Annotated in this window: 17 protein-coding genes; 13 read left to right on the forward strand and 4 right to left on the reverse strand. The window is 68.4% G+C overall.

Annotated features, from left to right (window positions below; genetic code table 11):
• Positions 1 to 18 precede the first annotated feature (18 nt).
• Complete coding sequence (locus ACHMXA_RS27575; RefSeq protein WP_395317122.1) at positions 19 to 2,454, forward strand: DUF3772 domain-containing protein; 2,436 nt, start codon at positions 19 to 21, stop codon at positions 2,452 to 2,454.
• 10 nt (positions 2,455 to 2,464) lie between these two features.
• Here the strand turns inward: ACHMXA_RS27575 and ACHMXA_RS27580 are convergent, their stop codons facing one another.
• Entirely contained in the window at positions 2,465 to 2,935 is a 471-nt protein-coding gene (locus tag ACHMXA_RS27580) for an Lrp/AsnC family transcriptional regulator (protein WP_395317123.1), read from the reverse strand.
• A gap of 264 nt (positions 2,936 to 3,199) precedes the next feature.
• On the opposite strand from ACHMXA_RS27580, the gene ACHMXA_RS27585 reads away from it, so the two are divergent.
• Genes ACHMXA_RS27585 through ACHMXA_RS27600 form a run of 4 tightly spaced genes read left to right on the forward strand, consistent with a single transcriptional unit; the run spans position 3,200 to position 6,350 of the window.
• Complete coding sequence (locus ACHMXA_RS27585; protein ID WP_395321394.1) at positions 3,200 to 4,126, forward strand: ABC transporter substrate-binding protein; 927 nt, start codon at positions 3,200 to 3,202, stop codon at positions 4,124 to 4,126.
• Positions 4,127 to 4,153: 27 nt separating this feature from the next.
• Positions 4,154 to 5,050, forward strand: coding sequence for an ABC transporter permease (locus ACHMXA_RS27590; RefSeq protein WP_176663119.1), 897 nt, complete (start codon positions 4,154 to 4,156; stop codon positions 5,048 to 5,050).
• Positions 5,050 to 5,844, forward strand: coding sequence for an ABC transporter ATP-binding protein (locus tag ACHMXA_RS27595; protein ID WP_093198297.1), 795 nt, complete (start codon positions 5,050 to 5,052; stop codon positions 5,842 to 5,844). Before ACHMXA_RS27590 ends, ACHMXA_RS27595 begins: the two co-directional genes overlap by 1 nt.
• Positions 5,844 to 6,350, forward strand: coding sequence for a GNAT family N-acetyltransferase (locus ACHMXA_RS27600; RefSeq protein ID WP_395317124.1), 507 nt, complete (start codon positions 5,844 to 5,846; stop codon positions 6,348 to 6,350). The genes ACHMXA_RS27595 and ACHMXA_RS27600 overlap by 1 nt, the downstream gene beginning before the upstream one ends.
• A 14-nt stretch (positions 6,351 to 6,364) precedes the next feature.
• On the opposite strand, the gene ACHMXA_RS27605 is transcribed toward ACHMXA_RS27600, so the two are convergent.
• Complete coding sequence (locus tag ACHMXA_RS27605) at positions 6,365 to 6,643, reverse strand: hypothetical protein (RefSeq protein WP_395317125.1); 279 nt, start codon at positions 6,641 to 6,643, stop codon at positions 6,365 to 6,367.
• A 112-nt stretch (positions 6,644 to 6,755) separates the two neighbouring features.
• Here ACHMXA_RS27605 and hemA point away from each other — a divergent pair, with 112 nt between their 5' ends.
• The 6 genes from hemA to ACHMXA_RS27635 all read left to right on the forward strand — a co-directional run bounded on the left by hemA (position 6,756) and on the right by ACHMXA_RS27635 (position 12,315).
• Positions 6,756 to 8,027, forward strand: coding sequence for a glutamyl-tRNA reductase (gene hemA / locus ACHMXA_RS27610; RefSeq protein WP_176663123.1), 1,272 nt, complete (start codon positions 6,756 to 6,758; stop codon positions 8,025 to 8,027).
• Between the two features lie 96 nt (positions 8,028 to 8,123).
• The gene (prfA, locus tag ACHMXA_RS27615) at positions 8,124 to 9,212 is read left to right on the forward strand and encodes a peptide chain release factor 1 (RefSeq protein ID WP_176663124.1); all 1,089 of its coding nucleotides are present in this window, start codon (positions 8,124 to 8,126) and stop codon (positions 9,210 to 9,212) included.
• Positions 9,209 to 10,063: a peptide chain release factor N(5)-glutamine methyltransferase gene (gene prmC, locus ACHMXA_RS27620; protein WP_395317126.1), complete on the forward strand. Its 855-nt coding sequence runs from the start codon at positions 9,209 to 9,211 to the stop codon at positions 10,061 to 10,063. The genes prfA and prmC overlap by 4 nt, the downstream gene beginning before the upstream one ends.
• Before the next feature lie 30 nt (positions 10,064 to 10,093).
• Entirely contained in the window at positions 10,094 to 10,423 is a 330-nt protein-coding gene (grxD, locus tag ACHMXA_RS27625) for a Grx4 family monothiol glutaredoxin (protein WP_176663126.1), read from the forward strand.
• A gap of 16 nt (positions 10,424 to 10,439) precedes the next feature.
• A complete protein-coding gene (locus ACHMXA_RS27630) occupies positions 10,440 to 10,949 on the forward strand; it encodes a cupin domain-containing protein (RefSeq protein ID WP_395317127.1) in 510 nt (169 codons plus the stop codon).
• Positions 10,950 to 11,004: 55 nt separating this feature from the next.
• A complete protein-coding gene (locus ACHMXA_RS27635; protein ID WP_176663128.1) occupies positions 11,005 to 12,315 on the forward strand; it encodes a hemolysin family protein in 1,311 nt (436 codons plus the stop codon).
• A 21-nt stretch (positions 12,316 to 12,336) separates the two neighbouring features.
• Here the strand turns inward: ACHMXA_RS27635 and ACHMXA_RS27640 are convergent, their stop codons facing one another.
• A complete protein-coding gene (locus tag ACHMXA_RS27640) occupies positions 12,337 to 13,023 on the reverse strand; it encodes a lytic transglycosylase domain-containing protein (RefSeq protein WP_176663129.1) in 687 nt (228 codons plus the stop codon).
• Positions 13,020 to 14,765, reverse strand: a complete 1,746-nt coding sequence (locus tag ACHMXA_RS27645; protein ID WP_395317128.1) for a proline--tRNA ligase — start codon at positions 14,763 to 14,765, stop codon at positions 13,020 to 13,022. The genes ACHMXA_RS27640 and ACHMXA_RS27645 overlap by 4 nt, the downstream gene beginning before the upstream one ends.
• A gap of 145 nt (positions 14,766 to 14,910) precedes the next feature.
• Here ACHMXA_RS27645 and ACHMXA_RS27650 point away from each other — a divergent pair, with 145 nt between their 5' ends.
• Both ACHMXA_RS27650 and ACHMXA_RS27655 read left to right on the forward strand, forming a co-directional pair.
• Positions 14,911 to 15,582, forward strand: coding sequence for an RNA pyrophosphohydrolase (locus ACHMXA_RS27650; RefSeq protein WP_176663600.1), 672 nt, complete (start codon positions 14,911 to 14,913; stop codon positions 15,580 to 15,582).
• Positions 15,527 to 16,123, forward strand: coding sequence for a CNP1-like family protein (locus ACHMXA_RS27655; RefSeq protein ID WP_395317129.1), 597 nt, complete (start codon positions 15,527 to 15,529; stop codon positions 16,121 to 16,123). Before ACHMXA_RS27650 ends, ACHMXA_RS27655 begins: the two co-directional genes overlap by 56 nt.
• Positions 16,124 to 16,171: the final 48 nt, after the last annotated feature.

Genomic DNA, 16,171 nt, shown 5'->3' on the forward strand with positions numbered 1-16,171 from the left:
GGCTTCTATGATGCGGCCATGAGTTGGACCCTACGCTTCGCGAGCTTCTGCCTCGCGGCCCTGTTCATCTGCGGCGGCGCCCAGGCGCAGCCTGACCTCGGCACCGGTGGCAACAGCGCCGCCGCGGCCGCGGCAGCCCCTGCCCCCACGGTGGCCGAGCTGCGCGCGCAGTTCACCAAGCTCAGCACCGCCGCCGAGACCGACGAGGACGCGCGCAAGCTGCTCTCGCAGATCAACGACATCGGCGTGCAGGCGGACAAGTTCGTCGCCGCGCGAGCCGGCGATCTTGCCGACCTGAACGCCAAGCTCGGCGAGCTCGGCAACCCGCCCGCCGCCGGCGCCACCGAAGACCCCGACATCACCCGCCAGCGCGCCCGCCTGACCAAGGAGCGCAATGCGCTGGACGCCGACATCCGCCTCGCGCGCCTGCTGTCGGTCGATGTGCGCCAGCGCGGCACCGAGCTGGTCACGCAGCGCCGGGCGCTGTTCGAGGCGCAGCTCACCGAGCGCGCGGCCTCGCCGCTGACCAGCGAGTTCTGGAGCGACCTGCGCGAGGCCTGGCCCGACGACCTGGCCCGCCTGCAGGCGATGGCGTCCTCGGTGAACGACGGCCTGGTGGCCGCCACCCAGCCCGAGACGCGCCTGACGGTGATCGCCGCGCTGATCGGCGCGCTGCTGCTCGCGGTGTTCGGCAACTGGGCGGCCGAGGCCCTGCTCGTGAAGCTGGCCGCGCGCTTCCTGCCGGCGGGGCGGCTGCGGCGCTCGCTGCTGGTGATCGGCATCGTCGCCAGCCACATGCTGCTGGCGGCGGTGGCGGCACACGGCTTCGTCGAGGTGCTCAAGGAGTTCGCCACCTGGGAGCCGCAGGCGCGCAAGGTGCTGAATTCGACGGCGCAGGCGCTGGTGTTCATGGCCTTCGTGATCGGGCTGGGCCGCGGGCTGCTGGCCACGAGCCGGCCTTCGTGGCGCCTGCCGCCGATTCCCGACGCCATGGCCACGCGGCTGGCCGCCCTGCCCTGGCTGGTTGCGCTGGTGGCCGTGCTCGCGTGGACGCCTGCCGAGGTCAATTCGCTGATCGACGCGAGCTTCGCGGCCGTGGTGGCCACGCACGTCCTCACCGCGCTGGTGCTGACGGCGCTGGTCGGCTCGGTGCTCTATCTCGTGAAGCCGCTGCGCGCCGACGCGCCCGAGGCCGGCCTGCCCGAGCGGCCGATGTGGGTCGGCCTGCTGGTGGCGCTGATCGGCATGCTGATGATCGCCATCTGGGTGCTGGTGGGCCTCGGCTACGTGGCGCTTGCGAGCTTCCTGGCCTCGCAGCTCGCCTGGAGCGGCATCGTGGCGGCCGCCTTCTACGTGCTCTTCAAGTTCGCGGACGACGTGTTCATGGCCACGGTGTCCTCGCGCGCCAGCTTCGGCCAGCGGCTGCAGAAGAGCTTCAACCTCGCGCCGCAGACGCTGGACCAGGTCGCCACGGTGCTGTCGGCGATCAGCCGGGTGGGTCTCTTCTTCTACATGCTGATCGCGCTGGCCGCGCCGCTGGGCACCGGGCCGGGCGAGGTGTTCCAGCGCAGCGGCAAGTTCGGCACCGGCGTGAAGGTGGGCGAATTCCAGCTGGTGCCCGGGGCGATCCTCAGCGCCATCGGCGTGGCCGTGGTGGGCTTCGTGGTGCTGCGCATCTTCAAGCGCTGGCTCGCGCACAGCTACCTGCCCAGCACGAAGTTCGAGCCGGGCATGCAGAGTTCCATCACCACGCTGCTGGGCTACGTGGGCGGCATCCTGGTGATCGCCTTCTCGCTGTCGGCGCTGGGCATCGGCATCGAGCGCATCGCGTGGGTGGCGAGCGCGCTGTCGGTGGGTATCGGCTTCGGCCTGCAGGCCATCGTGCAGAACTTCATCTCTGGGCTGATCCTGCTGGCCGAGCAGCCGGTGAAGGTGGGCGACTGGGTGGTGCTGGGCACGGCCGAGGGCGACGTGCGGCGCATCAACGTGCGCGCCACCGAGATCCAGCTGGGCGACCGCTCGACGCTGATCGTGCCGAACTCGGAGTTCATCACCAAGACCGTGCGCAACATGACGCTGGCCAACGCCGAGGGCCGCGTGCTGATCCGCCTGCCGATGCCGCTGACCACCGACGCGCAGCGCGTGCGCGAGCTGATCCTCGCGGCCTGCAAGGGGCACGAGGGCGTGCTGGAGACGCCGGCGCCCTCGCTCACGCTGGAGGGCATCGAGAACGGGCTGCTGATCTTCCAGGCAATCGCCTACGTGGCGAGCCCGCGGCTGGCGGGGGGCGTGCGCAGCGACCTGCTGTTCACCATCCTCGACGAACTCAAGAAGGCCTCGCTGCCGCTGGCAGTGCCGACGATGGTGATGGCCGCGGCGCCGGAAATGCCGGCACCGCCGGCGGCCGTGCCTTCGTCGCCCGCCTCGCCGATCCCCGGCGTGCCGCCGACCTGAGCGGCCCCGCTCACTCCAGCGGCAGCGCGGTGGTGAACTTGATCTCGTTGAGGCACACGCTGGAGCGCACCGCCGATACGCCGGGCATGTGCATCAGCGTGTGCATCAGGAACTGCGAGAGCGACTCGAGGTCCTGCGCGACGACCTTGAGCACGTAGTCGAAGTCGCCGGTCACCGAGTAGCACTCCAGGATCTGCTTCATGTCGGCGATCAGGTCCTGGAACTTGGGCAGTTCGTCGACGTGGCCGCGCGCCATGGTCACGTGGATGAAGGCGGTCACGCCCAGCCCGATGTGGCGCGCGTTCAGCCGCGCCGCATAGCCGTGGATCAGCCCCAGTTCCTCCAGCCGCCGGTGGCGCCGCAGGCACTGCGCGGGCGAGAGATTGGCCACTTCCGCCAGCTCCAGGTTGGTGGCCCGGCCGTGGGCCTGCAGGTGCTCGAGAATTTTCCGGTCGATCCGGTCGAGTGCGATGTCATGCAATTTTTTCTCCCAATGCACCAAGTCGATGCAATTTTATGGCGCAAAGCGGGGTAAGCCCGAGGCTTTGATGCACCTTAATTGTGCAAAGTACGATCTAGACTCCCTGGCGCCCGGACCGCACGACGCGATGTCCAGCCGCTGAATCCCCCGCCGCCGGCACCCGCCTGCGGCTTCAGACGCATCCAAATCCCCATCCGGAGACCCTTTCCCGTGAAAAACGCTTTGCTTCGCACCCCCTTCAGCGCAGTGGCCCTGGCCCTCGGCATGCTGGCCGCCGCGCCGTCGTTCGCAGCCGACACCAAGTCGGTGGCCGTGACCGCCATCGTCGAGCACCCGGCGCTGGACGCGGTGCGCGACGGCGTGAAGGCCGAGCTGAAGGCTTCGGGCTACGAGGAAGGCAAGAACCTCAAGTTCACCTACCAGAGCGCACAGGGCAACGTGGGCACCGCCGCCCAGATCGCCCGCAAGTACGTGGGCGACCAGCCCGATGCGATCGTCGCCATCGCCACGCCGTCGGCGCAGGCCGTGGTGGCTGCCACCAAGAGCATCCCGGTGGTGTATTCGGCGGTCACCGACCCGGTGGCGGCCAAGCTGGTGAAGAGCTGGGAGCCCACGGGCACCAACGTGACGGGCGTGTCCGACCTGTCGCCGCTGGAAAAGCACATCGCCCTCATCAAGCAGGTGGTGCCCGCCGCCAAGCGCATCGGCGTGATCTACAGCCCCGGCGAAGCCAACTCGGTGGCCATCGTCGACTCGCTCAAGAAGGCCGCCTCGGCCGCTGGCATGACCGTGGTGGAAGCCGCCGCCGCCCGCACGGTGGACGTGCCGACGGCCGCGCAGAGCCTGGTCGGCAAGGCCGACGTGATCTACACGCCCACCGACAACAACGTGGTCTCGGCCTTCGAGGGCATCGTGAAGGTGGCGCAGCAGGGCAAGCTGCCGGTGGTGGCGGCCGACACTGCCACCGTCGAGCGCGGCGCCGTGGCCGCGCTGGGCCTGAACTACACCGACATCGGCCGCCAGACCGGCAAGGTCGTGGTGCGCATCCTCAAGGGCGAGAAGCCCGGCACGATCGCCTCGCAGACCAGCGCCAACTTCGAGCTGGTGGTGAACCCCGGCGCGGCCAAGCTGCAGGGCGTGACGCTGTCCGACGAGCTGCTGAAGACCGCCAAGGTCGTGAGCACGAAGTAAGAAGCGGCCGGCTTTCCTCTTTTACCCATGTCGCTCATCGCTTCGCTGGGCGCCATCGAGATCGGCCTGATATTCGGGCTGGTCGCGCTGGGCGTCTTCCTGTCGTTTCGCATCATCAACTTCCCCGACCTCACGGTGGACGGCAGCTTCCCGCTGGGCGCCGCCGTGGCCGCGACGCTCATCGTCGCGGGCTGGAACCCGGTCGCCGCCACCGCGGTGGCCTGCGTGGCCGGTGCCGCCTCGGGCTGGGTCACGGCCTGGCTCAACGTGAAGCTGAAGATCATGCAGTTGCTGGCGAGCATCCTGGTGATGATCGCGCTGTACTCCATCAACCTGCGCGTCATGGGCAAGCCCAACGTGGCGCTCATCACGGAACCCACGGTGTTCAGCATGGCCAGCTTCGGCGGCATGCCCGAGCAGTGGGCCAAGCCGCTGTTGCTGCTCCTGATCGTGGCCGTCGCGAAGATCGTGGTCGACATGTTCTTCGCTTCCGAAGCCGGCCTGGCGATGCGCGCCACCGGCGGCAACGCGCGCATGGCGCGGGCGCAGGGCATTTCCACCGACTTCCACACCATGGCCGGCCTGGCGCTGTCGAACGCGCTGGTGGCGCTGGCCGGCGCGCTGTTCGCGCAGAGCCAGGGCACGGCCGACATCTCGATGGGCGTGGGCACGATCGTGATCGGGCTGGCCGCGGTGATCATCGGCGAGACGCTGATTCCCGCGCGCAGCATGGTCATCACCACGCTGGCCTGCATCGTCGGTGCGCTGCTGTACCGCTTCTTCATCGCGATGGCGCTGAACACCGACTTCATGGGCCTGCAGGCGCAGGACCTGAACCTGGTGACCGCCGTGCTGGTGGCCTTCGCGCTGCTCGTGCCGGCCTACAAGCGCAGGCTGGGTGGCCTGTTCAAGGGGAAGAACTGATGCTGCGCGCCCAACAACTCGAGATGACCTTCAACCCGGGCACGCCGATCGAGAACCGCGTGCTGCGCGGCCTGAGCCTGGAGATTCCCACCGGCCAGTTCGTCACCGTGATCGGCTCGAACGGCGCTGGCAAGTCGACCTTTTTGAATGCGGTGAGCGGCGACCTGATCGTCGACAAGGGCCGCATCGAGATCGACGGCAAGGACGTGACGCGCATGAACGCCTGGCAGCGCTCGGGCATGGTGGCGCGCGTGTTCCAGGATCCGATGGCCGGCACCTGCGAGGCGCTGACCATCGAGGAGAACATGGCGCTGGCCTGGAAGCGCGGCGAGCGCCGGGCCTTCGGCTTCGCGCTCAACCGCAATCTGCGCGAGCTGTTCCGCGAGAAGCTGTCGATCCTGAAGCTGGGGCTGGAGAACCGGCTGGCCGACCGCATCGGCCTGCTCTCGGGCGGGCAGCGGCAGGCGGTGAGCCTGCTGATGGCGTCGCTCAAGCCCTCGCGCATCCTGCTGCTCGACGAGCACACGGCCGCGCTCGACCCCAAGACCGCCGCCTTCGTGCTGGAACTCACGGCCAAGATCGTCGAGGCCGGCCAGCTCACCGCGATGATGGTGACGCACAGCATGCGACAGGCGCTGGACTACGGCTCCCGCACGGTGATGCTGCACGAGGGCCAGGTGATCCTCGACGTGGCCGGGCCGCAGCGCTCGGGGCTCGACGTGCCCGACCTGCTGCGCATGTTCGAGCAGACCCGCGGCGAGAAGCTGGACGACGACAAGCTGCTGCTGGCCTGATGACGACTCCTTCCGTGCGCGCCATGCGCGCCGCCGACCTCGACGCGGTGCTGGCGATCCAGCTCGCCTGCTACGGTGCGGGCTTCGTGGAAGACGGTGCGCTGATCGCTAGGCGCCTTGCTGCCGCGCCGCACACCGGATGGGTGGCGGAGCATGAAGGCGGCGTGCGGGCCTACCTGGCGGGCTATCCGTCGGTGGCCGGCAAGCTGACGCCGCTGCACGGCGAGTTCGAGGAGGCGCAGCGGCCCGATTCGCTCTACCTGCACGACCTGGCTGTGCACCCGGACTCCTCGGGCCTGGGGCTGGGACCGCTGCTGGTGCGCCATGCCTGGGCCCATGCGCTGCAGGCCGGCTGGCGGCAATCGACGCTGGTATCGGTGCAATCGTCGGTGGGGTTCTGGCAGCGGCAGGGCTACGAGGCCACGCGGCCCGATGGCCCGGGGCAAGAGGCCCGTCTTGCCACCTATCCGGGCGAATCGGTCTACATGATCCGCCGGCTGGGCTGAATGAAGACCGGCCTTCAGCGGCGCCAGCCGCGCATCGCCAGCCACTGGACCGTGCCGCAGACCACGACCAGCGCGGCGTAGGTCACCATCGCCCCGTCGCGCCCGAACACCACGAGCCCGGCAACCAGCACCCCGACGCCGGCCGCGAAGGTCAGCGCGAACTGCACCCACCAGCGCGGGACGCCAGCGCGCCCGCCGCCCAGGAACCGCCCGGCAAAGGCCAGCACCAGGGCCAGAAAAGCCGAGGGTGCTACAAAATTAAGCAGGTGGTTGAGAAGGGCCGGCAGGTCCATCGGTAGGGGTTGCGCGAGGGCCGGAACATGCGGCTGGGGTTATGGCTGTCATAGGGAAAGCCATTTGTCCCCTGGCCAGCCTCGTGCGGCTGCTGATTTTATAATCATGGGCATGTCAGTCTGGGCCCTCGGCTTGAACCATACGACCGCGCCGCTCGATCTGCGCGGTCGTTTCGCGTTCGCGCTCGACCAGATCGCCCCCACGCTCCAGAGCCTACGCAGTTCCTTCGCCTCCGGCCGCCATCCTCAGGTCGAGGCCGCGATCATCTCCACCTGCAACCGTACCGAGATCTACTGCGCCTCGGAACACGCCGCGCTCGACCACACCTTCGGCTGGCTGGCCCAGAGCGGCGGCGTGGCCCCCGCCCTGCTGCGCTCGCACGCCTACACCCTGCACGACGGCGAAGCCGCCCGCCACGCCTTCCGCGTGGCCAGCGGGCTCGATTCGATGGTGCTCGGCGAAGCCCAGATCCTCGGCCAGATGAAGGACGCCGTGCGCGCCGCCGAAACGGCAGGCGCCCTTGGCAGCACGCTCAACCAGCTGTTCCAGCGCTCCTTCGCGGTGGCCAAGGAAGTGCGCACCGCCACCGAGATCGGCGCGCATTCCATCAGCATGGCCGCCGCCGCTGTGCGACTGGCCGGCCAGCTCTTCGAGGACCTGCGCAAGACGCGCGTGCTCTTCGTCGGCGCGGGCGAGATGATCGACCTTGCGGCCACACACTTCGCTGCCAAGGAGCCCAAGTCGATCGCCATCGCCAACCGCACGCTGGAGCGCGGCGAGAAGCTGGCCTCGCGCTTCGGCGGCGAGGCGATGCGGCTGGCCGACCTGCCCTCGCGGCTGGCGGAGTTCGACATCGTCGTGAGCTGCACCGCGAGCACGCTGCCGATCATCGGCCTGGGCGCGGTCGAACGCGCGCTCAAGGCCCGCAAGCACCGCCCGATGTTCATGGTCGACCTGGCCGTGCCGCGCGACATCGAGCCCGAGGTGAAGGCTCTGGAAGACATCTATCTCTACACCGTCGACGACCTCGCCCAGGTGGTGCAGCAGGGCCAGGCCAACCGGCAGGCCGCCGTGGCGCAGGCCGAGGTGATCATCGATGCCGGCGTGCAGAACTTCATGCACTGGCTGGGCCAGCGCGGCACGGTGCCGCTGATCCAGCAGCTCAACGCGCAGGCCGACGAGTGGCGCGCCGCCGAGATGGCGCGTGCGCGCAAGCTGCTGGCCAAGGGCGAATCGGTCGAGGCCGTGCTCGAGGCCATGTCGCGCGGGCTCACGCAGAAGATGATGCACGGCGCCATGGCCGAGCTGCATGCGGGCGATGCCGCCTCGCGCGAGCAGACGGCGCAGACGATCTCGCGCCTGTTCCTGCGCAAAGAGCGTTAGCGGCGCTCGTCGGCAGCCCGGCCTGAACGGCTGCGGCTTTCATGCGCCCTGCCCTCGCACGGCAGCACCCTCCCATTTTTTGAACTTCTTTCCCCCGTGAAATCCTTTCTGCGCCATCAACTCGAACGCTACGCCCAGCGCCTGGGCGAGCTCGACTTCCTGCTCTCGCGCGAAGACATCATGAGCGACATGGCGCAGTACCGCACCATCTCGCGCGAGCACGCCGAGGTCACGCAGATTGCGGGCCGCTACGAGCGCTACAGGCAGCGCGAGTCCGACATCGCCGCCGCCAAGGAGATGCTGGACGACCCCGACATGGCCGAGATGGCGAAGGAAGAGATCGCCGGCGCCGAGGCCGAACTGGTGCAGCTCGAAGAAGAACTGCAGCGCCTGCTGCTGCCCAAGGACCCCGACGACGCGCGCAACGCCTTCCTCGAAATCCGCGCGGGCACGGGCGGCGACGAATCGGCCCTGTTCGCGGGCGACCTGCTGCGCATGTACACGCGCTACTGCGAGCGCGCCGGCTGGCGCTGCGAGATCGTCAGCGAGAGCGAGAGCGAGCTCGGCGGCTACAAGGAAGTGGTGGTGCGCATCGTGGGCGACGACGTGTTCGGCCACCTGCGCTTCGAATCGGGCGGCCACCGCGTGCAGCGCGTGCCGGCCACCGAGACGCAGGGCCGCATCCACACCAGCGCCTGCACGGTCGCCGTGCTGGCCGAGCCCGACGAGACGGTGGCGGTGCAGATCAACCCGGCCGACCTGCGCATCGACACCTACCGCGCCAGCGGCGCCGGCGGCCAGCACATCAACAAGACCGACTCGGCCGTGCGCATCACGCACATCCCGACCGGCATCGTCGCCGAGTGCCAGGACGATCGCAGCCAGCACCGCAACAAGGCCAAGGCGCTGCAAGTGCTGTCTGCGCGCATCCAGGAGAAGGAGCGCAGCGAGCGCGCCGCCAAGGACGCCGCCATGCGCAAGGGGCTGATCGGCAGCGGCGACCGCTCCGACCGCATCCGCACCTACAACTTCCCGCAGGGCCGGCTCACCGACCACCGCATCAACCTGACGCTCTACAAGCTGCTCGCCATCATGGAAGGCGACCTCGGCGACGTGCTGGACGCGCTGCGCGCCGCGCGCGAGGCCGAGCAGCTGGCGGAGCTGGAATCGGGCCTGCCGGCATGACCACGATCGAGAACCCGCGGCCGGCCACCGTTGCGCAGGCGCTGGCCGCGTCGATCGCCCTGGGCGTGGACCGGCTCGACGCCCAGCTGCTGCTGCTGCATGCGCTGGGCCGTGCGCCGCACGACCGGGCCTGGCTGCTGGCGCACGATACCGATGCGATGCCCGACGCGGCATGGTCCGCGCTCGCCGCGCAGCTGTCGCGCCGCCGTGCCGGAGAGCCTGTCGCCTACCTGCTGGGCGAAAAGGAATTTCATGGCCTCAGCCTGCAGGTCGACTCCCGCGTGCTCGTGCCGCGCCCCGACACGGAAACGCTGGTCGAATGGGCGCTGCGGTGCCTCGAAGGCCGGGCAGCCCCACGCGTGCTCGACCTGGGCACCGGCAGCGGCGCGATCGCCCTTGCACTGCAGCATGCCCGGCCCGACGCGCAGGTCGATGCGGTCGATGCCAGCGCCGATGCGCTCGCCGTCGCCGCGGCCAACGCTGCGCGGCTCGGGCTGACCGTGCGCTTCGCCCAGGCGGACTGGCTGGCCGGTGCCGGCACCGGCTACGCGGTCATCGCCAGCAACCCGCCGTACATCGCCGCCGGCGACCCGCACCTGCCCGCCCTGCGCCACGAGCCGTCTTCAGCGCTTGTTTCGGGCGCTGACGGCCTCGACGACATCCGCCGCATCGTGCAGGACGCCCCCGCCCACCTCGCCGAGGGCGGCTGGCTGCTGCTGGAGCACGGCCACGACCAGGCCGCGGCCGTGCGCGAGCTGCTCGCCGCGCGCGGCTTCGCCGAAGTGCAAAGCCGCGACGACCTCGCCGGCATCCAGCGCTGCTCCGGCGGAATCTGGCGCACGGTGAAATAATCCCCTCAGCCTATTTTTTCAGGAGTCCCCATGTCCGACGCCCAGCAACGCATCGACGACCTCGTCAAGACCAACGACCTCGTGCTCTTCATGAAGGGCAATGCAAGCTTCCCGATGTGCGGCTTCTCGGGCCGCGCGATCCAGATCCTGAAGGCGGTCGGCGTCGACACCAAGACGCTCAAGACCGTCAACGTGCTCGACGACGACAGCATCCGCCAGGGCATCAAGGAATACAGCAACTGGCCCACGATCCCGCAGCTCTACGTGAAGGGCGAGTTCATCGGCGGTTCGGACATCATGATGGAGATGTACGAATCGGGCGAACTGCAGCAGGTGGTGAACGGCGGCGCCTCCGCCTGAGAACCCGGGAGCGGTCATGAGCCACGATCACGCGGACCACGACCACTCCCACGATGACGGCGAGACCACGGCCTGGAAGCACGACGGCGTGCGCGTGATCCCGGCCAACCAGCTCGACGCCAACACCGCCCAGACGCCCGGCATGAACCGGGCAGCGGCCATCAACTTCGCCCGCGTGGGCGCGCAGAAGCTCTGGGCCGGCACGGTGACCATCCATGCCGACGCCAAGACCGGCGCCCACCATCACGGGCATCTCGAATCGGTGATCTACGTCGTGCGCGGCCGGGCCCGCATGCGCTGGGGCGAGAAGCTCGAATTCACGGCCGAGGCCGGCCCGGGCGACTTCATCTACGTGCCGCCCTACGTGCCGCACCAGGAAATCAACGCCAGCGCGACCGAGACGCTCGAATGCGTGCTGTGCCGCAGCGACGGCGAGGCGGTGGCCGTGAACCTCGACATCGAGCCCGTCGAGAAGCCCGAATCGGTGCTGTGGGTCGACCCCACGCATCCCCGCGGCGGCGTCTGAACGCTTTCCGGGTGCCGAGTCATGGCACCATGGTGGCCGTCTTCGACGTGCCAACATGACCCTCACCCAAAGCCTGCTCATCATCGCGCTGCTGATCGCGCTGAGCGCCTTCTTCTCCCTCGCCGAAATCACCCTGGCCGCCTCGCGCCGCCTGCGCCTGCGCCAGATGGCCGACGAGGGCGATCCCCGGGCCGAGAAGGTGCTGCGGGTGCAGGAGCAGCCGGGCCATTACTTCACCGTGGTGCAGATCGGCCTCAATGCGGTGGCGATCCTCGGCGGCGTGGTCGGCGAGGGCTCGCTCAGCCCGTACTTCGCGCTCGTCTTCGAGAAGTGGCTCAGCCCGGAGGCTTCGGCGAGCGCGGCCTTCCTGTGCTCGTTCGTGATCATCATCGCAGTGTTCCTGGTGTTCGCCGACCTGTTCCCCAAGCGGCTGGGCATGAGCAACCCCGAGCGGCTGGCGATACGGATGGTCGGCCCGATGCTGCTCCTGATCACCACCTTCAAGCCGCTGGTGTGGTTCTTCACGCGCTGCACCGACCTGCTGTTCAAGGCGCTCGGCATGCCGCTGGCGCGCGACGACAAGATCACCTCGGCCGACATCCTGGCCATGACCGAGGCCGGCGCGCAGGCCGGCGTGCTCGCGGTGCGCGAGCAGCAGGTGATCGCCAACGTGTTCGAGCTCGACACGCGCCTGGTCAGCAGCGTGATGACGGTGCGCGACAACATCGCCTGGTTCCTGCACGACGACCCGGAGTCGGTGCTGCGCGCGCGCATCATCGCCGAGCCCTTCTCGGCCTACCCGGTGTGCGACGGCGACATCGACCACGTGCTGGGCTACGTCGACGCCAAGGACATGTTCCAGCGCGTCCTCAGCGGCCAGCCGCTGGCCTTCGACCAGGGCCTGCCGCTGCACAAGGCGCTGGTCGTCCCGGACCGGCTCTCGCTCACCGAAGTGCTCGAGCAGTTCCGGCAGGCGCATGAAGACTTCGCGATCATCGTCAACGAGTACAGCCTGGTGGTGGGCGTGATCACGCTGAACGACGTGATGAGCACGGTGATGGGCGACCTGGTGTCCGCGCCCGACGAGGAGCAGATCGTCCGGCGCGACGAGAACTCCTGGCTGATCGACGGCGTCACGCCCATCCAGGACGTGCAGCGCGCGCTGCACATCGACGAGCTGCCGCACTCGGAGGAATACGAGACGCTGGCCGGCTTCCTGATGGTGATGCTGCGCCGCGTGCCCAAGCGCACCGACAGCGTGAGCTGGGGCGGCTACACCTTCGAGGTGATGGACGTGGACAGCTACCGCATCGACCAGGTGATGGTCACCAAGGGCTCGGGCACCGCGAAGGCGCCTGCGAACTGAGCAGGCAGGAGAAGGAAGGCGTCAGGCCGCCGAGCGGTCCTTGTCCTTTTCCTTTTCTTTTTCGCGTTCCCTGTCGTTGAACACCCAGAGCCGCTGGTTGGCGAACACGGCGTTCGGATACGGCGACTTGCCGCGGCTGCCGTTGTAGCGACCGAGCGTCATGAACAGGTCGCCGTTCTCGCGGTCGAGGTAGTGGCGAAGGATGACGCAGCCGAAGCGCAGGTTGGTCTGCATGTGGAAGAGCTTGGCCGGGTCGCTGTCGCCGATCACGCGCGTCCAGAACGGCATGACCTGCATATAGCCGCGCGCGCCGGCGCTCGACACCGCGAACTTGCGGAAGTTGCTCTCGACCTGTACCAGCCCCAGCACCAGGCTCACCTCCAGCCCCGAGCGCTTGGCCTCGTACCAGGCTGTCTGCAGGAACTCGATGCGCGAAGGGGCGTCGGCGATCTTCTTCTTGAGCCGCTCGCTCATCTCGCCCAGCCAGCGCAGGTAGGCCAGCCGGGCCTCGGTATTCGCGAACTGCGGCACCGGCGGCGCCTTGTTGTGGATGGCGGAGCTCAGCGCGGTGCGCACCGAGTCGATCAGCGGCTCCTCGATCTGCGCGCCGGCCATGGCGGCACGCGGCAGCGACAGCACGGTGAGGGCGCCAGCGGTCACGGCGCCGCCCAGGCACTGGCGTCGCGAGAGGCCGCCCTCCAGGCTCATTTGGCGAGCTTGCCGGCGATGAAGTCGGCGATGCCCGCCGTGGGCACCTTGGTGGCGGCCGTGTCGCGCCGGCCCTGGTATTCGAGCTGGCCTTCCTTGAGACCGCGGTCGGAGATGACCACGCGGTGCGGCACGCCGATCAGCTCCCAGTCGGCGAACATCGCGCCGGGGCGCTCGCCCCGGTCGTCGAGCAGCACGTCGACGCCCTTGGCGAGCAGCTCTTCGTAGAGCGCCTCGGCAGCCGTCTTGACCTCGGCGCTGCGGTCCATGCCGATCGGGCAGACCACCACGGTGAAGGGCGCGATGGCGTCCGGCCAGATGATGCCGCGCTCGTCGTGGTTCTGTTCGATGGCGGCGGCCGGCAGGCGGGTGATACCGATGCCGTAGCAGCCCATCTCGAGGAACTGCGGCTTGCCGGCCTCGTCGAGATAGGTGGCGTTCATGTCCTTGCTGTACTTGGTGCCCAGCACGAACACGTGGCCCACCTCGATACCGCGCTCGATGGCAAGCACGCCCTTGCCGTCGGGAGACGGATCGCCCGCGACGACGTTGCGGATGTCGGCCACCAGGTCGGGCTCGGGCAGGTCGCGGCCCCAGTTGACGCCGGTCATGTGGAAGTCGACTTCGTTGGCGCCGGTGATCCAGTCGGCCAGCACCGCGGCTTCGCGGTCGGCCACGAGCTTCACGGGCTTCTTGAGGTTCAGCGGGCCCAGGTAGCCGGGCTTGCAGCCGAAGTGGTCCTCGATCTCGGCCAGGGTCGCGAAGCGGAAGCCCTGGTTCAGGCCCGGCAGCTTGCCGACCTTGATCTCGTTCATGTCGTGGTCGCCGCGCAGCAGCAGCAGCCAGACCTGCGAGCCCTTGATGTCGCCGGCCTCGTCGAGGACGTCGGTGGCCAGCACCAGCGACTTGATGGTAGTGGAAAGCGGCACGCCCAGCAGTTCGGCCACGTCGGCGCAGGTGCTCTTGCCGGGGGTCGGGGTCTTCTCGACCGCCTTGGCGGGCGCGGGGCGCGGGCCGGCCGGGGCCAGTGCTTCGGCCTTCTCCATGTTGGCAGCGTAGTCGCTGTCGGGGCAGTAGACGATGGCGTCCTCGCCGGTGGCGGCGATCACCTGGAATTCCTCGCTCAGGTCGCCGCCGATGGCGCCGCTGTCGGCCGCCACGGCGCGGTAGCGCAGGCCGAAGCGGTCGAAGATGTTGCGGTAGGCCTGGGCCATGACCTGATAGCTCGCCTTGGCGGCGTCGAGGTCGCGGTCGAAGCTGTAGGCGTCCTTCATGATGAACTCGCGCCCGCGCATCAGGCCGAAGCGCGGACGGCGCTCGTCGCGGAACTTGGTCTGGATCTGGTAGAAGTTCTTCGGCAGCTGCTTGTAGCTGCGGATCTCTTGGCGGGCGATGTCGGTCACCACTTCTTCGCTGGTCGGCTGGATCACGAAGTCGCGGTCATGGCGGTCCTTGATGCGCAGCAGCTCGGGGCCCATCTTGTCGAAGCGGCCGGTCTCCTGCCAGAACTCGGCGGGCTGCACCACGGGCATGGTCATCTCGACGGCGCCGGCGCGGTTCATCTCCTCGCGGACGATGGCTTCCACCTTGCGGATCACGCGCAGCCCCATGGGCATGTAGGTGTAGATGCCCGTGCCGAGCTTCTTGATCATGCCGGCCCGCATCATGAGACGGTGGCTCGCCACTTCGGCGTCAGCGGGCGCTTCCTTGAGGGTGGAGACGAAAAAACGGGAAGCTTTCATCGGATTGCGGTGACGGTTCGCTGGATTCGAGGTTCGGAAGTGGGGAACTGCTCCCCCGGAGAGACCCTGAGAGCCTGGCATCGGCAGCTTGCCGAGGGCACCCCGGCATGCATAATCGACTCAGTTCAAAAATTGGGGTTTGATTATGCTCGACCGGGACGGCTTCAGGCCCAACGTCGGCATCATCCTGCTCAACCAGAGAAACCAGGTTTTCTGGGGCAAACGCATACGCACGCACTCCTGGCAGTTTCCGCAAGGCGGCATCGACCGCGGCGAAAGTCCCGAGCAGGCCATGTACCGGGAACTGCACGAGGAAGTGGGGCTCCACCCGGAGCATGTGCGCATCGTGGCCCGTACCCGCGACTGGTTGCGCTACGAGGTGCCGGATCGGTTCATCCGCCGTGACGCACGGGGCCACTACAAGGGCCAGAAACAAATCTGGTATCTGCTGCAACTCATCGGCCACGACTGGGATCTCAACCTGCGTGCAACCGACCATCCCGAATTCGACGCCTGGCGCTGGCATGACTACTGGGTGCCGCTCGACGTGGTCGTCGAGTTCAAGCGCGGCGTCTACGAGATGGCGCTCACCGAGCTCGCTCGCTACCTGCCCAGGCAGGACTTTCGCAACCGCTTCCTGCGCAGCAACGTGCGCGCCCGAGAATTCGAGCGCCATTCGCCGGACGCCGGGGCTCCGCCCGGACTGGATCTGCCGCCCGGCGGCAGTTTCGATCCGCATCCCGACATTCCTTCTGCGAGCAATGAACCTCCTGTCCAAGACAACAAGGCCCCCCCGCACCTTCCGACGCAGCGCTGAGCGCGTCCTCCTGCTGGCCTGCTTCAGCGTCCTCGCCGGATGCGCATCGGGCCCGCACGACACCGACAACCCCGACTGGGCACAGGCCGGCATGCCGCCGCCGCCCAAGCGGTACGAGACGGACAAGGAGTGGGAGGAAACGGCCACCCCGCCACCGCCGACCTTCAGCGAAAGCCGTCTGCTGCCGATCGAAATGCCGCCCTACATGAGCCTGAAGTTCGGCATCGATCCGCAGACGATCGCGATCACGGGCGACGGCATCGTCCGCTACGTGGTGGTGGCCCAGAACCGCAGCGGCGGCGCGACCAACGCCTTCTACGAGGGCATCCGCTGCTCGACGGCCGAGATGAAGAGCTACGCGCGCTACAACAACGGCACATGGCAGGACGTGGCGAAGCCCGAATGGAAGAAGCTCGGCGACATGAACTCCAGCTACACCCGCAAGCTGGCCACGCAGGCCCTGTGCCGCGGCAACGCACCGCGGCCATCGGTGGGCGACATGGTCCAGAACATCCGCAATCCGGTGCGCGAAGTCCAGTAGGCGATCCGCGCTGAAGGATGAAAAACGGGGCCCGGCGGGCCCCGTTTT

It is taken from the genome of Variovorax sp. UC74_104 (assembly GCF_044055375.1).
Taxonomy (GTDB): Bacteria; Pseudomonadota; Gammaproteobacteria; order Burkholderiales; family Burkholderiaceae_C; genus Variovorax.